This is a genomic window from Rheinheimera sp. MM224, assembly GCF_947090785.1.
GTDB lineage: Bacteria > Pseudomonadota > Gammaproteobacteria > Enterobacterales > Alteromonadaceae > Pararheinheimera.
On sequence record NZ_OX352320.1, the window covers coordinates 1,397,535 to 1,419,146 of the forward strand.

Sequence of the window (21,612 nt, forward strand, 5' to 3'; positions counted from 1 at the left end):
AATGAATTATCAGGCTATTAATTTTAAAGATAAATTTTCGAAGTTCGACAATCACTGGTCACCCCGCGTTATTGCCCAAATGAATGACTATCAGTTTAAGCTGGTGAAAGTTGAGGGGGACTTTGTCTGGCACGATCACCCGGATACCGATGAAGTATTTATTGTGGTGAATGGTGTGCTGGATATTGAATTTGAAGATGGCAAAGTAACCTTGCAGGCGGGCGAAATGTTTGTTGTGCCTAAAGGGGTTAAGCATAAACCCGGCGCAAAAGCTGAATGCCAGCTCCTGTTGGTTGAGCCCAAAGGTATAGTGAATACCGGAGATACCCAAAGCGAGCTTACTGCCCAGAATGATGTTTGGATCTAGAGTAAAAGGACTTTTTAATGAGTAATAAAATCAGAAATATTCAGAAAACCTTGTTGTCGGACAACTGGTACACCCTGAATAAATTTAGCTTTGAATATCAGAACCATAATGGTCAGTGGCAACTGCAGCATCGTGAAGCTTACGATCGTGGTAATGGCGCTACTATTTTGTTGTACAACAGCGCTAAAGGCACAGTGATTTTAACCCGTCAGTTCCGGTTACCTACTTATATCAACGGTAATGCCGATGGTTTACTCATTGAAACCTGCGCTGGTTTGCTCGAGCAGGATAATCCGGAAGATTGCATTAAGCGAGAAGCCGAAGAAGAGACCGGCTACAAAGTAGATAAAGTGCAAAAGCTGTTTGAAGCTTATATGTCGCCGGGTTCTGTTACCGAAATTATTCATTTTTTTGCGGCTGAATACGCCGAAGATATGCAGGTTTCAGCAGGTGGTGGTTTGGCGCATGAGCAGGAAAATATTGAAGTGCTGGAACTGGATTTTGAACGGGCTTATTCGATGATAGGCACAGGTGAAATTAAAGACGGTAAAACTATTATGTTACTGCAGTACGCCAGAATTAATGGCTTGATCACAACTAAAGAAGGAAGCAGTAAAGAATGACAACACTGGAAGGTTTATTTCAAATCACCGGCTGGAATGAGCAGCCTTACTCTGAAGGTGATGATGGTGTTAAACAAAGTTATGCCAAAGTGTCGCAAAGCTACAGCGGCGCAATAGAGGGCACAAGCACTGTGCATTATCTGATGAGTTATCAGTCGGCTGGCTCTGCGTTGTTTACTGGTTTTGAAACCTTAACCGCAACTATTGAAGGTAAAACCGGTACTGTGGTGATACAACACAATGGCACTTTTGAGCAGGGCGTTGCATCAAGCAGTTTTGTGATTGTCTCAGGTTCAGGCAATGAACAACTGGCTGGATTGACTGGTTCGGGTTCTTTTCGTTCCACCGAAAATGGTCAGGCGAAGTATCAGTTTAGTCTCCATACCGCAGATTAAATCCGGCTAAGCAGGGCAGGCCAATGACCAGAAAAATGACCAGAACCAAACTCAGTATTGAACAGGCTTATGTGGTACTGAACACGGATAAAAAAGCCAGCATTGAAGTGGTGGATGCTGATCTTTATCAGCGTCTGGATGCCCATTATTCTGGTTTTCAGGGTTGTGAGCTGATTTCCTGCTTTGAATTTGAGCAAGACTGGTCGTCATGGGAAATGCATCCAGAAGGGGATGAAACCGTGATTCTGCTATCTGGTCAGGTTACTTTCGTCTTACAACAGGGTGCTGGTGAGGAGCTGGTGCTGCTAGAGCAGCCCGGTGACTTTGTTGTGGTGCCAAAGAACACCTGGCACAGCGCCAGAACCCAAGTGAAAACAAAACTACTCTTTGTTACTCCGGGTGAAGGCACTCAACATAAACCACTTTGATACGGGGTTGTATCCGGTACTGCCAGATCAAAAATAACACAATAAAACCAATCAGAAGCGGTTTATCTGGTCGTATCAAAGCGCAATAAATTGATTTTAAAGCAACTTTGGTCAGGTAAAGCCGGTGCGCTTTGGTTAAGATCAAGCTGTTTCATCCCTAATGCAGGATCAGAGAGTGGTTAATTATCGGCAAAGACTTCAAAAAGTATTGGCGTTTATTGAAGCCAATACAGATACCGCTCCGGATATACAAACGCTGAGTAAGCTGGCTCATTTATCCAAATACCACTTTCATCGCCAGTTTAGTTTGTGTTTCGGCATCAGTCCTTTTGCTCTTATTCGCAGCTTAAAACTTAAAAAAGCAGCATACCAGCTGGCATTCAGAACTCAGCTGACCGTGACCGATATTGCTTTTGAGGCTGGTTTTGAAAATGCCGAGTCTTTCTCGCGTGTATTCCGGCAGCTCAGCGGGCAGAGTCCAAGCCGTTTTCGAAAAGCTCCGGATTGGGGTTATTGGCAACAACAGCACAAAGTTTTGAGTGACATAGCAGGAGCAACTATGAAAGAACCCCTTGTGTATCAAGTTCAGCGCGTTGATTTTCCTGGTATTTCAGTGGCAGTTTTTGAACATAAAGGTGCACCTCATCAACTAATGCACAGCATCAGACGTTTTATAGACTGGCGGAAAAGTCAGAAATTAGCTCCAGCAAAAAGTCGTACTTTTAATTTGGTGTACGACGATCCTGCGACAGTTCCAACTCAGGATTACCGCTTTGATTTATGTTGTGAATTCAATGGCGTTTTGGCTGACAACGCCGATGCTATAGTGTTGAAGCAAATCCCGGCGGGACCTTGCGCTATGATCCGTCATACAGGTTCAGATCAGCAACTGGCTCAGGCCGTGCGGTATTTGTATTCAGTCTGGCTTGACGAAACACAAGCTGAGCTGCGGGACTTTCCATTGTTTTTTGAGCGGGTGCATTTTTTCCCTGATGTGCCACAGCATCAGGCAGTGACCGACATTTATCTGCCGATAGAGTAGTGCAGCAGGTTACTTCATCATTCGGAGCAACCTGCTTCAGGTTTTTTAATTAGCTTGGCTAATAGGTGACGCTAACGCTTCAGCGCTTCTTCAATAACCTGACCGTTTTGTTTGTAAATCACCCCATCTTTCATGACTAAATCAACATGTTGCAACAGATTCATATACTTAAGTACATCGCCTCTTACGGCAATAATGTCTGCGACTTTGCCTGGTGTCACCGAACCGTATTTGTCCTGCACCCCCATCATCACAGCTGGCCAGTAAGTCGCAGCTCTGATGGTTTCTATAGGATCGAAGCCAAAATCGTCAACCCAGAGCGCCATTTCATGCCAGGTGGTCTGGCAATGAAATTTCATCGGAATGCCGACATCTGTCCCCACCAGCATGACCACTCCGGTTTCTTTTAGCTGCTCAATTTTATGTTTTAGTGTGGGTTTGCGCAGCGGCACTAATTGGGTGTAACCCAAATGGCCGGGTTTTTTAATGGACTGTTGAATATCGGCGATAGTGTCTGGCTTTAAGCCTCTGTGCCAGCAGGTGTTATCTAAATGCTCCGGATTTTTGACTGTATCCTGATAACTCCACAAACCTTCAACAGTAGGCGTCCAGAACAGCAGGCCTTTAAACATACCTGTGCCAGTGCGTTCCTTAATGGCGGTTAATACATCTTCCGGATAACCCGGTGCTGTGGTGAGGCCAGTGTGTTCAAAGTTATCAACACCAATTTCTATACCCCGGCGGATTTCATCCGGTTTGTGCGAATGCGCGACAACTTTCATGCCCCGTTTATGGGCTTGCTGCACTATAGCTTCAGCCACTTCACGTGGCATATCGTCCTGATCAATCAGTTTCACTATATCCATACCGGCGTCGGCTAACTGATTCACTTTTTTTACGGCGTCACTTTTATCTTTCACAGCCCAGCGGTAACTTTTTTCCCAATCCCGAACTTGCCATTGTAAGAAAGGGCCAGATGCGTAAAGACTTGGCCCAGGGATCTCATTTTTAGCCAGTTTGGCTTTGATGATTTGCGTGTCTTCCAGTGGAGCACCTAAATCCCGCACGCTGGTCACTCCTGCCAGCAATAACTGCACTAAACTGGCTGGCATAATTTCATCGGCAAAACGGTCTTTGTACTTAGCTTGCCAATGCACATAGTCGGCATGACCGGTCAGTTGGATATGGGCATGGCTTTCCCACAAGCCAGGCAGCAGATCATGGCCTTCAGTGGAGACTACTTTGTAGCCTTGGGGCACCTGTAATGTATCGACTGAGCCCACTTGTTGAATGATGCCTTCGTCGACCAGGATCACGCTATTTCGGATCAGATTTTCAGCCGTACCATCAATCAGCCTGCCACCAACCAGTGCAATTTTTTCCGCAAAAATACTGGTGCTTGTGCCACAAAGCACAAGACTAACCATCAGTGAAATAACATGTTTTTTCATAACGCCCCTAAATTGTTTTATTTTTAGTCAATTTAAAGTAACTGGCGAACAGAGGGATATCAATGCGGTTCAACTGATATTACAGCGCAGTGGACTAGAGTTGAGTTTCTACCAGAATCTCAGACAGCTGAATATTTTTCCTTACAGTTTTATATACCTTGTCATCTTCAGTTCAGCCACACTGACTGCATTCACTCAGGTCGACACGGAAAATAAAGATGAACGATCAACCATTTAAACTTCACCGCTTGTTGCTGGTGGCTGCTGCCAGTCTTTATATCTGGGTTTTACTGGCCTTTGAGCACTATAACGGTGGAGTGGTCAGTCATCATTTATTACACAGAGAAGATTTACCTGCTATTTCAAACTGGTGGGGAGCTGTGGTACTGCCTTTGCTGAGCTGGTTTTTAACAGGACGTATCTATAAGCGGGTAGTGACGGCTTATCCCTTTGCTGTGCTGGCGGGTTTTATAGCTGCTTTGCTGTTTGGTGTTTTGCTTTCAGTATTATTTGTGTATCAGCAGCAACAGATGTTATCGGGCTTGATGCTCAGTCTGCCTGTGCTGGCATTGATATTCCCACTGTACCGTGCTGAATTTTTATTAGGTTTTGTGCTGGGGATGTGTTTCACCTTTGGTGTGTTAATTCCTGTAGGGGTGGGTACTTTGGTGGTACTGATGTCCTTTATTTTGCATAAAACCTTGCGACCTTTGCTGGGTTACCTGTTTGGTTTTTTTGCAGGTTCACGAGGTTCGACTATCGGCTGATGTCTGAAATCTCGTTGCTGTGCTAAGGTATTGATATTCATGCGAAGGTGCGGTTAAAGCTGCATCAGCTCTGTTATCAGTATCATCAGAGGGATCTATCCTTATGCTTATCTTTTTTATCAGTATTGCGCTGCTTATTCTGGGTTATAAATTCTACAGTCCTTTTGTTGAAAAACAGGCGGGTATAGATCCTGAAGCCATCACACCACAAGAACGTTTTAATGAAGGCGTGGACTATGTTGCTATCAGCCCTTTTAAAGCTTTTTTAATTCAGTTTTTAAATGTCGCCGGGGTAGGGCCTATCTTTGGCCCCATTTTGGGCGCTTTATATGGCCCTGTGGCTTTAGTCTGGATCGTCATTGGTAACATCATAGGTGGCGCAGTTCACGATTATTTTTCTGGTGTGATGAGCATCAAAGAAGACGGGAAAAGTTTACCCGAAATAGCAGGCCATTATTACAATGTTGTTTTTAAAGGTTTTATGCTGGTGTTTACCGCCATGCTGCTGTTTTTTGTTGGTGTAGTTTTTATTATGAGCCCGGCCGGGCTGTTAAGTAATCTGTCTTACTTTGAAGGTACTTTTTTAGCCGGCAATACTTTTTGGGTGCTGTTGATCCTGCTGTATTACTTCCTCGCTACTTTGTTGCCTATAGATAAAATCATTACCAAGTTGTACCCGGCTTTTGGTGTGTTGATGATAGTGATGACGACTTTAATAGCCGGTGCTTTATTAATGGAAGCACCGCATTTGCCGCAAGTGACAGATATTTTCGCTTATTTTGATGGCCATCATGAACACGATTTTTTAACGCCTAATGCCGATGGTTTACCTGTCTGGCCTTTGTTGTTTTTAACTATTACCTGTGGTGCTATCAGTGGTTTTCACTCCACTCAGGCGCCTATTATTGCCCGCTGTTTAACCAATGAAAAATACGTCAGGCCTGTGTATTACGGCGCTATGGTCTGTGAAGGTATAGTGGCTTGTGTCTGGGCTCTGGCTGGTGTTGCAGCTTTCCCTGGTGGTTATCCTGAGTTAAAAGCTATGCTGGATTTAGGTGGACCAGGTTTAGTGGTCAATCATATTGCCACTGGTTATTTAGGGGTATTAGGCGGTGTCATGGCTATTGTGGCCGTGGCAGTCTTTCCTATTACGTCCGGTGATACAGCCTTTCGTTCATTACGTTTAACCATAGTGGATGCCTTTAATATTCCACAAAGCCTGCGAAACAGACTGTTATTGTCAGTACCTATTCTGGCTATTGCGTACTTTATGACGCTGCTGGATTTCTCGCTGATTTGGCGTTATTTCGCCTTCTCCAATATGTTGTTATCCACCAGCGTATTGTGGCTGGCGACTAAGTATTTGTTCGACCGTGGCACTTTACACTGGATTGCCAGTATTCCTGCTGTGATTGGTACTAGTATGACTGTGGCTTATATAGCAACTGCCAGTATAGGTTTGAATTTACCTATGGACTACAGTAAACCTATAGGGGTTGTAGTCGCTGTAATAGGTTTGATTGGATTGGTGATTGCACATAACAGAAAAGCAACTGCAGCTTCGGTTTAAATGAGTAACACAGACAGCAGGCTGAAGTGCTGCTGTCTGTGTTTATCCTTATAGATCTTCAGTGAGTGCGTCCACAGCAACTTGTGCCAAATCGGCCCAAATCGGGCTTTGCCATTCCAGTAGATAACGGCCAAATTGTCTTTTAGTAGATAAAATCGGAAATCTATCAGCTAAAGGCTCATCCAGCATGGCCTTGCAGTAATCGCTGATCTGCTTTTTCAGCTCTTCAGGTTTTGCTGTGTCAGTGTGATAAACCGAATGCAACAACGTCAGCTCAGCTAATGTCGCCAGCACATAAACTTTGTCTTTGCCTGTGCTAAGGCTCTTTTTCCATTGGGTCATTTCAAGCGCTGCACACCAGGTGGTGCCGTATTTGTCCGACAGCTTTTGTAAACCTGCTGCATCGTCTGTTCTGTTGCGAATGGCAATGATGGACAAATATTGTGTCAGCATCCAGTGGTTGGCCTGATCGATGGTCCAGGCGGCCTGATAAAACTCAAAACAGCATTTATAGGCCTGCTGTGCCTCTTTTTCGGCGCCAATTAAATCCAGTGCTATGCCAATACGTTTTTCGCTGGCGGCGCTTAACCCCATACGCATCGACCATTCTTCTTTGGTTAAATGATCATGCGGCTCATCGCGCCACTCTTTCAGCTCCTGCCGTATCGCTTCGGATAAAGCAGTCAACTCCTGGTGCACGTCAGTCTGTTCATCTGAGCTTGCCATGCCTTGGGTGATGGTTTTAACCAGCTCATCAATACGGTCAAACTTCACTTCAATTTTGCGCTGGGTTTGTGTCGCATGAAATTGCTGCACCTGCAAGGCAAAGTCGGGTGGAATAGTAGCGTAAGCCACTATGCTGGCCCAGTCGTGGGTTTCAGGCGCGTCAGTGCGTAAGCGCTGACGTAATTCGTGTAATACCCAACGAGGGTCGTCACCTTTGAGTAATCCGCTGTACAGCACTTTGGCTGCTATAGCCGAGGCTTTCATCCAGAGTGGAAACTGTGAGGCAATGACCCAAGGAATGCCGGAGCTATTGAGTTCATGCGCTATGCTACCGCCAGGTGTTAATACCGAGTTGATATTGCCTGAATCACAAGTGGCTAAAGTAACTACAGTTGGACGGCAGTGAGTGGTACCTAACGCATCATTCGCAGTCAAGGCTACTGCCAGTCGTTCACCGTCAACCACATCAATTTGCTCAGGGCCTGCCTCGCTGCAAAGCGCCACGCCATAATGCTCATCACCGGATTCCTGATAAGGTGCACCATGAGCCAGAATATGCACATGAGTAAACTCTTGTGTGGCACATAAGGTGCGTAATTGCTCAAGTGTCGCTTGTGGTAATACCGTCAGCAGCTTTTTCACTTCGCTGATGCGTTCCTCCGGACTATCTTTTAGTTTCACCCAGGGTTCTATGGCTTCACGCAGCGCCTGCAAATGCGACTGCGAGGGCACATAACTGCCCGCTGGCGCTGCAAAAGCAAACAGAATTTTGGGTGTTCTGGCCCAGTTCATTGGCAAAGGACGACCACGGCGTACTTCGCGGGTGATGGAGATTGGAGTGCGCATTTGCAAAAACAAAGGTGCACCAGTACCAGGGAAACCATCAGCTGCAATAGCGGCTTCAAAAGGCAATAAACCCAGTTCAAAGGCTGACATCGATAAACTTAAATGCACCAGACTACTTTTGTCTGCCGCAGCCGCGCCCAGTTCGGAAATCAACGCCGGTACTTCAGCAAAAATGCGACCCAGACTTTCGCCTATATCCCGAAGTTCAGCCTGACGCTGATCATCGGTGGCCGGATCTTTATCCAGCGGGTACTTCAACCGCTTTAATCGCATCAGCAACTGGCGGTGTTCATAAGGGATATTGATGGTGACAGGGCCGTCTGAACCACAAAGCGCGATGTAGTTAGTTAAAGGCGACAATAACTGGTTGTGAGTAGGGCCTGCTCTTAACAGTTCAAGCTTTACGCTGCGAATTTCGGTGCTTTGCGCTTTCATGTTAAGACCTCTCAAATTGCTTGATAATTTGCGGCTCGCCCGTGCCATCACCCAGCACATGAGTCAGGCTACCGATGGCACCTGTAGTCGTTTTTTTAATAGAAACGGCGCTGGTTTGGTTCATCACAAAAGGCTGGCCACCAAAACTGGCGTTATCGATGCTTTCCATTTTTCCGTCGATCAGTATTTTGTATACGGGCTGAAAAGCCGCCTGATCTTTTAGCATCTCCGGCGTAAAACTCAGTAAACGGATCCAGGTGCCGCAGTTAAAATAATAACGGCCTGAACCCATGTCGATGGCGCGCTCCAGATGGGTATGGCCTGTGACAAGAAAGTCGATGCCATTGCCAACTGCTGCAGTCACTTCTTTGTAGGTGTCGTCTTTGTCGTTGATATCAAAGGTTTTATCGCCGGACAACCAGTCTTTCATCGCACGGCGTAAGGCTTCATCTTTGGGAATATTGCGGATCCAACCAGTTAAACGGTCAAAAATCAGCTGGCCAGTGCCCAGTTGCCCATCCTGTTCAAACAGCTGAGCATTAGGGGTACCAAGGTTTTGTTCGGCTTGCAGTAGCATGGCATCCACCGCCTGACTACCTGCACTGGCGTAAGTTCTCATACCTTGTGTCAGGTTGCTGCCAAGCACTTGCGTTAGTTGAGGTGAGGTGGCGCTTTGTTCTTCATGTGTCTGAAAACCATCCATCGACAAGCGTTGATTGACTTGTCCGCCGTCTACTGTTTTTCGTCCTACTATCGACAATAAATCGCCGATTTTTTTCGCCTGTGATGGATCCAGCACCACTAGGGTGCCTACAGCGGCCTGAGTTTCAGGTTTGAGCAGGTCAATCCATTTGTACTTTTCTTTGACCTGATTCATCACCTCTTTCACCATACGGGTGCCTGCATTAGGTATCCATTCCTGCTGAGTTAAAGTGCGGCCAGCATTGAGGCGTCGGCCCACTTTGGCTAAGTCTTCGTATCTGTTGAAATTCCATGGGTCTACTTCATTGCCATGAGTGCAATACACTGTAGCGCCACCTACAGTGCAGCTAAAACCTGCACCTATAGTGGAAAACTCAATACTGGCGCGTTTTTGCGGATTGTCTCCGGCCAGACGCTGCTGGATCAGGCGCTGCACTACGGGAAAGGAAATCTCTACATCGTGATTGCCGATAATAAACACCAGGGTGCGGCGTTCCAGTGCGACAAAAGCCGCCAGCGCCGCCCAAATGCCGGAGAAGGATGGGTTCGCCATAATGCTGCTGACCACTTCAACGGCTCTGTCGACCATAATGTAATCAGAGGATTTTTCAGCAAGCGTATCAAACACATCACCGTTGAGTACCAAAGCCACCTGACCTGCAGGGTTTTGCTTGCCGACCCACTGAATATAACCAGCCAGTCTTTTGGTTTCGCGCAGCACCTGAAAACTGGGTTCAGCGCCGCCCATATGGATATCGGAAATCACATGCACTTCGTCATAAGCAGGAAAATTGCTCATTGGGGTCAACCTCGTCGACACTTGGGGAGCAGCATTGCTGCCGCTCTGTACTTTAAAAAGTTGGCGAAACAGAGAAAGCAGCCATGTCACTGGTTTTGTGTAGCTTGGCATCTGTCAGGCCTGTTAGAGTTCTGCTGTTGGCGCTATGCCGGTAATACCCTCAGCCACCCGTTCAGATACTGCGCTGATGGTCGCTATAGGGTTGGCGCCTACAGCTGTAGGCAACAAGGAACCGTCTGCCACATACAAGCCGCTGTAACCAAAGACCTGACCAAAAGTAGCCAGTTGTGCACTGGTGACACCTTGCTCCGGGCTATCCGCCAAACGACAGCCACCCAGCGAATGCACTGTGACGTTACGCCGCATAGGCCAGAGCCAGTTCGGCATTGGAATAAAAGCTTTACCGCCGCACCATTTTTTAAAACGCTCCCCTGTGGCCAGAATGGCGTTGTACAAGGACATGCTGTTTTTATAAGGCCACTTCACATGCAAATAACCTTGTTTATTCAGCGACATCACCCCGTCGCCTTTATCCAGGCCCATGCACAGCAGGACGCTGGTGGTATAGGACAAGTCATTTTTAAGCAAAGACGTTAAGGCATAACCCAAATGGCCTGTACTAATGCCATGTACAAAGCGGGCAAAAGCCAGGCGTATAGTGCGAAACAGCACCCGCAGTTGAGACGCGCCGGGTTTTACCCCTTCGGTGTACCAGGCTGCAAAATTTGGGTAGCTGGCATCTTCAAGAATAAAAGCTTTGCTGCGGTCGAAGTTTTTAAACAGGTTGTAGTCTGTGCCTTGGGTGATCACAGGGCCATAATTTGGATCTGCTGGTTTGTCGCCCTCAATCACAAAAGATAAAAAGTCGCCGTTACCGGAAAAGTGCCGGCCTAATTGCTGGCTGATATTGGGTAAGGTTTTATGCAGATCGCGACAGCGCATCAACAGCTCGTTGGTACCCAAAGTTCCGGCCGACACCACCACACGGCGGGTCAGGGCGCTGCATTCTTTATGCGCATCTTTTAAATCCTGCCAGTAGACCCGGTAACCAAATTCACCATTCATCGCCGGGTTATCCTGGCCTGATGCATCGATAGGTACTATTTTTTGCGCCAGCACCTGAGTTTGAATATGGGCCTGGTACCTGTGTTCGGCTACATGTAAGTAGTTTAAATCCAACGTATTTTTTGAATGGGTGTTACAGCCCACATCACATTCAGCGCAGTAAACGCAGGAGGTTTGCACTGCGCCATAACGGTTTTTCTCCTGCACACCTATAGGAGTTGGATTGTCAAAATCGTTGCCAAAAAACACATTGATATCCAACAGCTGAGAGTCATGGCCATCGGCTTTGGCGAAGTTTTGAAATAACTCGGTGCGGACAATTTTGCGCCGTGGCTCGTTATTTTGTGGAATGGGCCGTGCACCCAATACTTGTTTGGCAATGGCGTAATAAGGCTGTAACACGTCTTTTTGCGCGTTGGCTGGCCAGTTGCTGTCGAACACTTCATCCGGCGGTTGCAAAAACACGTTAGCGTAAATGAGTGAGCCACCGCCTAAGCCAGCACTGATCACTGCATCCATATGATCAAAATTACGGATATCGAATAAGCCGTGGCATTCTTCGCCTTGCAGTTTGTCTGGCATATCGCGTTTTTCTTGCGGAATATTCCAGAAATTGCGCGCCATGTCGTGGGGAGAGCGGGCAAAGGATCCCATAGGATATCGTTTGCCTCGTTCCAGTAATAACACTTGTCCTGGCCATTTTTTTGATAGACGGCAGGTGTTGATAGAACCACCAAAACCACTGCCAATCACTATGGCTTCATAATCGTACTGAATACTCATGTTGTTCCCTCATTCGGATAAGCCAGCTCTGCATCCGGCCTTTTGTCTTTAGCTATTTGTTGCTGTTAGTTTTTTACTTTATGGCTGACATAAGTGGCCCATAACTGACGGGCAAAAAAGCCGGTAAAGGCATTGATAGTTTTGACTTTGCTGGTAAAACCATCGGCTTTGGTCACAGTGACAGTGGACAGTAACTTCAGCAGATCAATAGCACCGAGGCTTAAGGTGCCTGCTCCTATTACAGGGCCTGATTTGTCAGTGCCCTGATGTAGTTGGGTATAAAGTGTGGTGGTTTCAGGCCAGAGTTTAAAAATGGAACCTTGCCGCACTTCTTTACGACCAGCCAGATAATAAGACTGACCCAGATGTTCGAACGCCAGCTCGTACACCATCAGCGTGAGCTTAGGATCGTCCGTCGGTTTAAACAGGTTAAAGACGCCACTGTGCGCCACAATGCCCATACCTAAAGGTGGAAAATCTATGGTGCCAACCAGGGTGCCGGTATGCTCCGAGTCGACAATAAAGCCCGACATCTCTGTGATACCCACTGTCGCGTGCATCGCAAGTACAGTGCCTGCCTGCTGGCCTTTATGCAGACCATCAGTCGGGTCTGTAGCGTCCAGTGAAAAACCACCTTTCATGGTTTCTTTAAATTGAAGACCGGTTTTTTCTGCTGTCATTTTTAGGATCTCTGGCTCAAATGGGACTCCCGCAGGGGTCATAAAGTGAAAGTAAGTAGTGGCATCGCTTCGGCCCATCTCAATCAGTTCAGCATGGCTGATAGCGCCTGTGTACAAAGCTGAATCCAGTGGTAAAGGGTGAGCAGGTTTAATCAGATGTAAGGTGATTGGCTTTTGATGGCCATAAGGTTGTTCGCCATTTTGAATACGCTGATTCAGCTCATCGATAAGGCGTAACTCTTTAATTAAAGCGCCGTTGGCACTCATTTCCAGCATTTGGACATAGGTATTTAGTGGGCCACTGCGATACTGTGGGATATTACCCATCACCCAGACCAGCCAGAGTTCATTGGCGCCTGCTTTGACTGTATCCAGCAGATTGGCATCCTGAATAAAACCAGAATCCAGACACAAGCTACCGTTGATTTCTACCGGCGGCATAGTGGCTGGCAGAGACATACCGGCAATCAGATGATCTTCCGTAAGCTCCGTATGTTGCGTCACATGGTTGGTTTTAGTGGCAAAATTGCACATGTTAAAAGTGGCTTTAAGCCCAGTGGCAGCGCGGATTTTGTCAAAATTGATACCAAGGTGCGGGTACACTTTACATCGAAAAGCTTTGCTGGAACTGGCCGCGACAAAAAAAGGGGGCCAGAGGTAATTGCTCAGCGGCATAAAGGAAAAAGTGCTACGCATTTTTAAGCTGCGCCAGCGCTCGCAGATTTCAGTGGTGGTTAAGCCCGATAGCAGCATCGCCAGATTCAGCGAACCACCTGAGGTGCCATCCATATGTGAAAATGTCAGGCCGCGTTTAAACAGCTCATCCATCACACCAGCTGCATAAGACAAACGTAAACCACCACCAGGTAAAATCAGCGCTCTTTTTATGCCACTTTGCTCTGTCGTTGCTTCTGTTACAGCGCCTTGTGGGATATGGGCCAGAACCGACATTTATGAATTGTCCCCTGAATCAGGAGGAATAGGGGCTGTTGGTGGTGGTAACCAGGCTTCACTTAAGGTCAGATCGATCACAGACTCAAAACCTTCAGGCGCTACCTTAGGTAACTGCTCAAAATCGAGGAACCAGCTTTCGATATGATCGTCCAGCACACCGCCTATGGAGGGTAAAAACACTGTCGCTATGGCCTTGCCAATATTTAACTCTTTTAACGCCTGTAAACGGGGGTGATCACCAATGACAAAACGGGCTTTGGCTTTACTGAATAAGTTCATGCCTGCTTTGGCGTTCAGGAAAATATCGGATTTCATCAGCATGCCGCGAAAGGAGCAGTAGTTTGACGCTTTGGTTTTAATAGGTAACCAAGCACTAGCAGGTTTATCTATTTCGACATAAGTCACCAGCTTTCCATCCAGGTCATACTGGCTGCTGACTTTGTCATCCGTGATTAAAAAGTTCAGGCTGCCCTGATGTTTCGGCATGCCCCAAATACCTTTGCCGCCTTTGACCGACACTTCTGACGACACAGGTAAATCCACCACATACTGGCCGGTTTTAAACCAGTTCATAAAAAGGGCAGGTAGGAGTCGTGGCGCAGGTTTTTCGCCGTGGGTACAGCCTATGGCTATGCTGTATTCCACATATTTGCCGATAGGGGTTTCGCGGTAATCAATGACAGTGACAATCAGTAGAGCGGAGTTCCACAACCGCAGCGGATGAATACCTGCTGGTAAAAAGTCTTTGGCTTTTTCTGCATCTATAGGAAAAACGGCCATCAGCGCCGGAGAATTGACCGCCGACACAGGCAACTTAAATGGGATACCATCCACCAGTGAAAATCTGTTGGTGTAATTTTTTATCCGCTTTGGTAAACCAAACATAAAACACTCCCTCATTATTATTTGTTTTGGCAGCACAGAACACAGGCCCGTTTTAGCTTTTATTCAGCTCTGCAATAATTAGCGGAAAGGTATCCACTGCCGCATTTTTTCCCATAAAAACATCAAGATGGCCGTATTCAGGCAGCAAATGCAGACTGTGATAATCCGGCCTTAACGCATCAAAATAATTAAAACTTTGGATCTGGCTTTGCGGTAAAAAACACAGGTTTTTTTCACCGCTAAAAAAAGCAAAACGGGCATCTGTCTGTGGTTTTTGCGCTATGTAATCTTTGGGGAGTTCCTGAAAATCCTGAAAAGACACTAAATGCCCGTGCTGCACACAGCGGGTGATTTGCTGGAAAAATCGCAAGGGCACGGCGCCAAATTCTTCTTTGAGCCATTCATGGGTGTCTTCATTGAGGTTTTCATGACGCCACAGCGCTGGAAAACCGCTGCCATAGGTAAAGCTGACTTGTTTGCAGACCGCGTTGTTGCATTCATGGTGGGTCAGATTGACCACTAAGCTAATAAGTTTGGCAACCAATCCAGGCGCATGTACACCCCAGTGTGGATTCAGGTATTTGGTCATTTGCCGTACCAACGGCACCATATACTGCAGCTTAAATTTGGACCAGTCCGGTACTACAGGGTGCAAAGACACGGCGTTGGTGACAATAGTGGTGACTTCAGGCACTAAACCAGCAATGGCCGACATCATAAAACTGGTGGAACCCTGACAGTGGATAATAGCTTTTAAGCTGCTGGCACCTGTTTCGGCCAGAATAGTTTGCACAGCTTTGGGGTGGTCGTATAAAGCGGCCTGATCCAAAGTCCATAAATTAGGTGCAAAAGCGATACTGCCACGCCAGTTTTCCAACCAGACATCGTAGCCTTCGCTAATCAGTGCATCGACTATGCTGATTTCTACCGGAGCTCTGTAGATATTGGCCCTAACTCCAGCGCCATGTACCAGAATCACAGGGCCTTTATCGGGCGTTTTGTCGCCACGAATATGAATTAAATTTAGCTCAACACCATCGTCTGTGACAAAAGGGACTGTGCGTTCGGTGTAAGGTGGAGTGGTGTGCGACGACATAACTATGTTCCTTTTGTGATTAGAATGTCCCTTTTTTGATGTCGATAAAAAGCGTAGCACATGTTTCCGATAAGGGTATGTTTTGTATGAAATTATTTTGTTTATTAAACAGATCAAATACTGCTATTTTGTTTTTGCAGTAAAGTCTTCAGGTGAGGTTCATGCTGGTAGAGCTAATACTGTAGACAGATAAGGCGCTTTATCAGTGCCTTGCTTGTGATCTTTTAATGGAATATTGAGGAATAAAATATGGCTAATCGAACAAATTCGTTATTAAAACTGGTTGGTTTAGTTCTGCTGGTACTGGGTGTAGGCCTGGCGTACTGGGGCTTTCAACTGTCAGACTCCATTCAGTCACAACTGACTGAAGTAGTTACTGGCGCAGAAACTGACAAAGTGATGCAGTTTTACATCGGTGGTGCCATCAGTTTTGTGGCCGGTCTTTTCCTGACTCTAAAACGTTAACAACAAGAGGGAAGGGCAATGAGCTTAAGCGGATTATTAGTATTTCTTATCATAGGCGCCATAGCTGGCTGGCTCGGCGGTCTTATTATGAAAGGCAGTGGTTTTGGACTGCTTGGTAATATCGTAGTGGGCATAGTAGGCGCTGTATTAGGTGGCGCATTATTTGGCATGTTGGGGATCAGCGCGAGTGGCTTGCTGGGATCTATTATCACCGCCACAGTAGGCGCTGTAGTGCTGTTGTTTATCGCAAGTTTAATCCGGCGAGCCTGAATTCAGGCTCGTTGTTTTCTTTTTTACATCTCTGCTATTCACTGGTTCTTTTGCGTTTATTTCGATATATTCCTAAGAAAATACAAACTCTTACCTTTGGTTTCCTATGCGTATTCAACCTGATGATTTAACAGGCCCTGAAATTGCTGTTTTGTTGCAAGAGCATTTAAATGACATGAATGCAGTGTCGCCACCAGAGAGCAAACATGCGCTGGATTTGACGACTTTAAAAGCCAGTGACATTAGCTTCTGGACTATCTGGCAACAGCAGCAGTTGGCTGGTTGTGTCGCGCTGAAGCAATTAAATACCAGGCAAGGTGAAATTAAGTCCATGCGAAGTGCCACAGCTTTTCGTGGGCAGGGGTTAGGTAAGTTATTACTGCAACATGTAATTACCGAAGCAAAAAACCGGGGTTATCAGCAATTGTTTCTGGAAACAGGGGCTATGGATTATTTTGCCCCAGCCCGCGCCTTATACAAGGATTTTGGCTTTGAACCTTGTGCACCTTTTGCCAGCTATAAAGAGGATCCAAACTCAGTCTTTATGCTGCTGCAGTTATAGCCGAAGCTTTGGTCTGTTTGGATGCTCCAGCTTGAATAATGCAATTTTAGTACACTAAAACCCTATAGGTACGCTAGCACACAGACGGTCGTTCTTCGTTATGAGAAAACCTGTATTGCTGACAGTAATTTACACCTCAGCATTAATTACAGGAAAATAAAAACTATGAACAACTATCAGGCTACAAGGAATGAGCAGGTTATCGGACAGCAAAGTACTGCTCTGAAACTATCAGCCACACCACAAACAAATACCCCATTTTTTCGCTTTAAACCTTTGGCTCTAGGTATTTTATCTATCCTGATGTTACCTGCAGCCTATGCGGTGGATTACACCAATTTTGAAGAGAATGGTTGGTCTGTTGGCATGAACGTTGGTAAATCTGTTGCCAGAATAGAGCAGGACACTATACGTAACGACTTAGAAAGTCAGGGTTTTGATGTGATTTCTGTGCTTGAAGATCGCCGCAGCGAAGGTTACAAAATCTTTGCTGGTTATCAATTCAACCCTTATTTGGCGGTTGAAGGTGGTTACTTCAACCTTGGTGGTTTTCCGATACTGGCGAATACTCTGCCGTTAACCGACTTCCGTGGCAAAACCAAACTGTTTGGCTGGAATCTTGATTTAGTCGGTATTATGCCTTTTACCGAAGATTTCTCTGGTTTTGCCCGTGTGGGTGTCACCCGCAACGACACGTCAAATACGTACAGCAGCAACGGTTTGGTCGATGTCACGGGTTACAACGAAGACGGTAACTATACAAAACATAAATACGGCCTGGGTTTGCAATATGACATTTCTCCTATTTTTACTGTACGGCTTGAAGCAGAGCGTTATCGTTTAGATGATTTAATTGCTCACAGTGGTGATGTGGATTTGTATTCTTTAGGTCTGGTGCTTCGTTTTGGCGAAACTCCGTCAACTTATGCCGCAACTCCTGCTCCTGAACCTGTGCGCCGTGTTGAAGCTGTTGCTGCACCAGCGGCTAAAGAACCTGAAGTACTGGTGCTGGAAGATGTGCATTTTAACTTTGACACTGCCGAATTAACGCCGCAAACCAAAGTGATTTTGCGTGAACATGTTCAGACACTAAAAGCCAATCCACAAGCCCGCGTGCGTATTGCAGGTTACACCTCAGCCAGCGGATCTGCTGAATACAATCAGGCCTTAAGTGAACGTAGGGCGCAGTCGATCAAAGCCTTTTTAGTTCAGGAAGGTGTCGCATCCAACCGTTTCAAAACTATAGGTTTTGGTCAAACTAATCCAGCTGAATATGAAGCTAATCCTTCAATTTTACGCTCGGATGCTGCCAAGGCTAACATGCGTGGTTTGTTTGAAATTATTGTTGAATAAACTCAAATAATGCGAACAGGAAGCGGTCGGTAACAAGACTGCTTTTTATCCCTAACTCTGCCCTAAACGACAGATATCACGGATTGCCATCAGGAGGTACTACTGCTCCTACGTTTTCTTTTTTTTATGTTCAAATCTATTGATTTAACAAAGCTTTTCCTAGCTTTCTGAACTTGTATACATCTGATTTTCAGCATTTCTTCCTATAAAAAGCCATCTGTGCGCTGGCACACAGACGGACCGGGTTACCTGTGAGAAAAGCTTCTCAGCTGAAAGTGTTTTACGCGTCGGCGTTAACCAAAGTAAAGGATAAATATCATGTTCAGGTATCAAACAAAGCAAGTTAGCGCAGGCTACAGGTGGTTGTTAAGTCTTGTGGTGCTGCTGTTTATTGCATCTTGTAATGGCGATAAGAAAGACCCTATTTTTGGAGTGGAACCCATAGATGGACTCAGATCCATTGTCTTGTCTCAGACAGACCCTAGTCTTGCTTCAGGTTTAAGTCAGCAATTTACTGCATTAGGCGTTTACGCTAATGGTACCTCGCTGGATATTAGCGATAAGGTTGTTTGGAGTTCAGCCACGGCCGCTGTGTCTACTATTAATGAGCAAGGTATAGCTTTGGCATTACAGCCTGGCACATCTGTTATTAGTGCTTCTTTTGGCGGTAAAGCGGCCAGTACTGTTTTTACAGTCACCAGTGCGGAGTTAACCAGCATTAGTATCAGCCCGTTGGATCCCAGTGTGGCTGATGGTTTAACCACTCAATTTATTGCAACAGGGCTGTATTCTGACGGTAGTACGGAAGATATCAGTGCTGCGGTAAATTGGTTGTCCAGTGATACCTCTGTCGCTGTGATGGCACCTGATCAAACCACATCAAGCGGTTTGGCAACTGCTGTTGCTCCTGGTAGTACGCAAATCAGCGCTTCTATGGGGGACTTGTCAACAAGCACCAGTCTTACCGTAACAAATGCAGCATTGATATCAATACAACTGAGCCCAGCGAATTCAATTTTATATGTGGGGGTCAGTCAGCTTTATACCGCTATCGGAGTTTATTCGGATGGTTCATCACAGGATATCAGCGCTTTAGTCACTTGGGCGTCCAGTGCGCCTGCGATTGCTACTATTGATAATAGTGCGGGTGCTCAGTATGGCGAAGTGACAGCGCAAGCTGCTGGCACTACTCAAATCAGCGCTCAGTTAGGTGCTGTTTCTGCTGAAACTGCACTGACGGTTATGAATACGACGTTAAGTAGCATTGTGGTGAGTCCGCTGAACTCTACAATAACAGTGGGTTTAACCCGACAGTTTACGGCTACTGCAAATTTTTCAGACGGTCGATCTTTTGATGTCAGCCGTTCTGCAGTGTGGTCTTCCAGTGACACCTCTATTGCGACTATGAATGTAAATGGTGCGTTAAATAGTGGTCGAGCCACAGGTCAGGCTGCGGGAGTAGTGCAAATCACTGCAACTTTAAATGCGATCTCAGGAAGTGCTAGCTTAAATGTGAACAACAGCACTTTGACCAGCATTGTAGTCACTCCGGTGAATAGTAGTCTGGTGGTTGGTTTAACCAGACAATTTATGGCTACGGGCGTGTATTCCAATGGTTCTTCGGAAAATCTGACGTCGCTGGTAAGTTGGACTTCGTCGAACAACGCAGTAGCTATGTCTAATGCCAACATGACCAGCAACAGTGGTGTAGTCACGGCGATGAGTGCTGGCACAGTGCAGATCAGGGCAACTTTAGGCGCTGTATCTGCTGAAGCAACACTGAATGTGGCTGCGACAGCGCTAAGTTCCATTTCGGTAACCCCTGTGATCTCCTCCGTTGCCATGGGGCTGAGCAGACAATTTACTGCGGTAGGTATTTATGCAGATGGTTCTACTCAGAACATTAGCCACACTGTAGTGTGGGCTTCGTCGAATATTCAAACGGCAACGATGAATGCCAATGGCACTGTTAACAGCGGTTTAGCGACAGGACAAGCAACAGGTGTGGTACAAATTACTGCAACCTTGGGTGCCGTGTCTGGCTCGGCTACCTTGACTGTGACAGCCGCTAGTTTAAGCAGCATTAGCGTGACGCCACAAAACCCTAACGTTGTGAACGGTTTAACCCGCCAGTTCAGTGCAACAGGGCTTTATAGTGATGGTAGCACCGCCGATCTGACCACTTTAGTTAGTTGGACATCAGGCACTATTGCTGTAGCAAGCATGAATGCTAGTCAAATGCCCGCTAGTGGTTTAGCAACAGGCTTGTCTGCAGGTACATCGCTTATCCGCGCTACTTATACTGGTGTTGAAGGTAGTACTAGCTTGACGGTGACTGCGGCAACTCTGGTGTCGATTGATGTCACCCCAGCCAATGCATCAGCTGTGGTCAATGAAACGGAACAATTTACGGCAAATGGTACTTACACTGACGGCAGCATAGTCAATATCACCAGCACTGTGGTTTGGACATCCAGCAACACAGCTGTTGCAGCGATGAACGCCAGTGGTCAGTTGAACAGCGGTTTAGCTACAGCACTGGCAGTGGGAAATTCCAACATCACTGCTGCTTTAGGTGCGGTGCAAGACAGCGCTGTATTAACTGTAACTGCGGCTTTGGCTGATAACCCTCAAGCCCCGGCTATGGGTGAGCTGCAACGTTTTGTCATGATAGCCAGTCAGGCCATTACTACGACAGCAGGTTCGTCCATCGCTGATGGTGATATGGCGATTCTTGATTTAGCTCGTACAGCTTACGCTGGTTTTACCGCAGGTCCTGTTGCAGGGCAGTTTACTCAGCTAACCGATGGTATTTCTTATGCGCCTGATGATGTCACTCCACCTTACGTGGTTCCAGCCCCTTATGCCTCTATGGTGGCTTTTATCAATCAGGTCCGCACTGATTTAGGCGTCGCTGCAACCTTTTTAGCTGCAGATCCTAACCCAGCTGCAGCCACTCAGGTGTTGCCTGCAGAGTTAGGTGGTTTGGTGATCACACGTGGCGTGTATCGTAACGCAGGCAATGTCATTATTCAGCAAGGAAATCTGACGCTGGATGCACAAGGCGATCCTGACTCAGTCTTTATCTTTGTGATTTCAGGCACTTTTACGACGGGAGCCCCTGGTGGCAATGTTGTACTGACAGGCGGAGCTAAAGCAAGCAACGTGTTTTGGCGCACCGGCGGCGTGACTGTATTTGGCAGCAATACCAGTTTTGCCGGCAATGTACTGGCCTGGCAACAAATTAATCTGGGTACAGGCACAGCGCTTACAGGCCGTTTGTTCTCTGTGACTGAGCAAGTCACCTTGGATGCCAACGCGGTGAATAAGCCTCAATAGAGGCTTTTC

General features: G+C 46.5%; 19 protein-coding genes. 12 read left to right on the forward strand and 7 right to left on the reverse strand.

Annotated elements, in window-relative coordinates; all coding sequences use genetic code 11:
• The first annotated feature begins 1 nt into the window (after position 1).
• The 5 genes from OM978_RS06550 (at position 2) to OM978_RS06570 (ending at position 2,855) form a co-directional block, all read left to right on the forward strand.
• Positions 2-367 carry a cupin domain-containing protein gene (locus OM978_RS06550; RefSeq protein WP_264346079.1) on the forward strand — a complete coding sequence of 122 codons (366 nt, stop codon included), beginning with the start codon at positions 2-4 and terminating at the stop codon, positions 365-367.
• Positions 368-384: 17 nt separating this feature from the next.
• Complete coding sequence (nudK, locus tag OM978_RS06555) at positions 385-990, forward strand: GDP-mannose pyrophosphatase NudK (protein WP_264346080.1); 606 nt, start codon at positions 385-387, stop codon at positions 988-990.
• A complete protein-coding gene (locus tag OM978_RS06560) occupies positions 987-1,385 on the forward strand; it encodes a DUF3224 domain-containing protein (RefSeq protein WP_264346081.1) in 399 nt (132 codons plus the stop codon). The genes nudK and OM978_RS06560 overlap by 4 nt, the downstream gene beginning before the upstream one ends.
• A 23-nt stretch (positions 1,386-1,408) precedes the next feature.
• The gene (locus OM978_RS06565) at positions 1,409-1,813 is read left to right on the forward strand and encodes a cupin domain-containing protein (protein ID WP_264346082.1); all 405 of its coding nucleotides are present in this window, start codon (positions 1,409-1,411) and stop codon (positions 1,811-1,813) included.
• A gap of 175 nt (positions 1,814-1,988) precedes the next feature.
• Positions 1,989-2,855, forward strand: a complete 867-nt coding sequence (locus tag OM978_RS06570; RefSeq protein WP_264346083.1) for an AraC family transcriptional regulator — start codon at positions 1,989-1,991, stop codon at positions 2,853-2,855.
• A 71-nt stretch (positions 2,856-2,926) separates the two neighbouring features.
• Here OM978_RS06570 and OM978_RS06575 read toward each other — a convergent pair whose 3' ends face one another.
• The gene (locus OM978_RS06575) at positions 2,927-4,306 is read right to left on the reverse strand and encodes an amidohydrolase family protein (RefSeq protein WP_264346084.1); all 1,380 of its coding nucleotides are present in this window, start codon (positions 4,304-4,306) and stop codon (positions 2,927-2,929) included.
• A 218-nt stretch (positions 4,307-4,524) separates the two neighbouring features.
• Here OM978_RS06575 and OM978_RS06580 point away from each other — a divergent pair, with 218 nt between their 5' ends.
• Complete coding sequence (locus tag OM978_RS06580; RefSeq protein ID WP_264346085.1) at positions 4,525-5,073, forward strand: hypothetical protein; 549 nt, start codon at positions 4,525-4,527, stop codon at positions 5,071-5,073.
• A gap of 103 nt (positions 5,074-5,176) precedes the next feature.
• Positions 5,177-6,643, forward strand: coding sequence for a carbon starvation protein A (locus OM978_RS06585; protein WP_264346086.1), 1,467 nt, complete (start codon positions 5,177-5,179; stop codon positions 6,641-6,643).
• A 48-nt stretch (positions 6,644-6,691) separates the two neighbouring features.
• On the opposite strand, the gene OM978_RS06590 is transcribed toward OM978_RS06585, so the two are convergent.
• The 6 genes from OM978_RS06590 to OM978_RS06615 all read right to left on the reverse strand — a co-directional run bounded on the left by OM978_RS06590 (position 6,692) and on the right by OM978_RS06615 (position 15,614).
• A complete protein-coding gene (locus OM978_RS06590) occupies positions 6,692-8,650 on the reverse strand; it encodes a CHAT domain-containing protein (RefSeq protein ID WP_264346087.1) in 1,959 nt (652 codons plus the stop codon).
• 1 nt (position 8,651) lies between these two features.
• Positions 8,652-10,151 carry a metallophosphoesterase gene (locus OM978_RS06595; RefSeq protein WP_264346088.1) on the reverse strand — a complete coding sequence of 500 codons (1,500 nt, stop codon included), beginning with the start codon at positions 10,149-10,151 and terminating at the stop codon, positions 8,652-8,654.
• A 123-nt stretch (positions 10,152-10,274) separates the two neighbouring features.
• On the reverse strand, positions 10,275-11,999 hold the full coding sequence (locus OM978_RS06600) for a GMC family oxidoreductase N-terminal domain-containing protein (RefSeq protein WP_264346089.1): 1,725 nt from the start codon (positions 11,997-11,999) through the stop codon (positions 10,275-10,277).
• A 65-nt stretch (positions 12,000-12,064) separates the two neighbouring features.
• Entirely contained in the window at positions 12,065-13,630 is a 1,566-nt protein-coding gene (locus OM978_RS06605) for a patatin-like phospholipase family protein (protein WP_264346090.1), read from the reverse strand.
• Positions 13,631-14,518 (reverse strand): acetoacetate decarboxylase family protein, encoded by an 888-nt coding sequence (locus OM978_RS06610; protein WP_264346091.1) that lies wholly within the window; start codon positions 14,516-14,518, stop codon positions 13,631-13,633.
• 52 nt (positions 14,519-14,570) lie between these two features.
• Complete coding sequence (locus tag OM978_RS06615; RefSeq protein ID WP_264346092.1) at positions 14,571-15,614, reverse strand: alpha/beta hydrolase; 1,044 nt, start codon at positions 15,612-15,614, stop codon at positions 14,571-14,573.
• A 249-nt stretch (positions 15,615-15,863) separates the two neighbouring features.
• On the opposite strand from OM978_RS06615, the gene OM978_RS06620 reads away from it, so the two are divergent.
• From OM978_RS06620 to OM978_RS06640, 5 genes are all read left to right on the forward strand, one after another.
• Positions 15,864-16,079, forward strand: a complete 216-nt coding sequence (locus OM978_RS06620) for a DUF3185 family protein (RefSeq protein WP_264346093.1) — start codon at positions 15,864-15,866, stop codon at positions 16,077-16,079.
• 18 nt (positions 16,080-16,097) lie between these two features.
• Positions 16,098-16,349 (forward strand): GlsB/YeaQ/YmgE family stress response membrane protein, encoded by a 252-nt coding sequence (locus OM978_RS06625; RefSeq protein WP_264346094.1) that lies wholly within the window; start codon positions 16,098-16,100, stop codon positions 16,347-16,349.
• Positions 16,350-16,455: 106 nt separating this feature from the next.
• Positions 16,456-16,911: a GNAT family N-acetyltransferase gene (locus OM978_RS06630; RefSeq protein ID WP_264346095.1), complete on the forward strand. Its 456-nt coding sequence runs from the start codon at positions 16,456-16,458 to the stop codon at positions 16,909-16,911.
• 165 nt (positions 16,912-17,076) lie between these two features.
• On the forward strand, positions 17,077-18,264 hold the full coding sequence (locus OM978_RS06635; RefSeq protein WP_264346096.1) for an OmpA family protein: 1,188 nt from the start codon (positions 17,077-17,079) through the stop codon (positions 18,262-18,264).
• A 318-nt stretch (positions 18,265-18,582) separates the two neighbouring features.
• Positions 18,583-21,603 carry an Ig-like domain-containing protein gene (locus OM978_RS06640; protein WP_264346097.1) on the forward strand — a complete coding sequence of 1,007 codons (3,021 nt, stop codon included), beginning with the start codon at positions 18,583-18,585 and terminating at the stop codon, positions 21,601-21,603.
• The last annotated feature ends 9 nt before the right edge of the window (positions 21,604-21,612 follow it).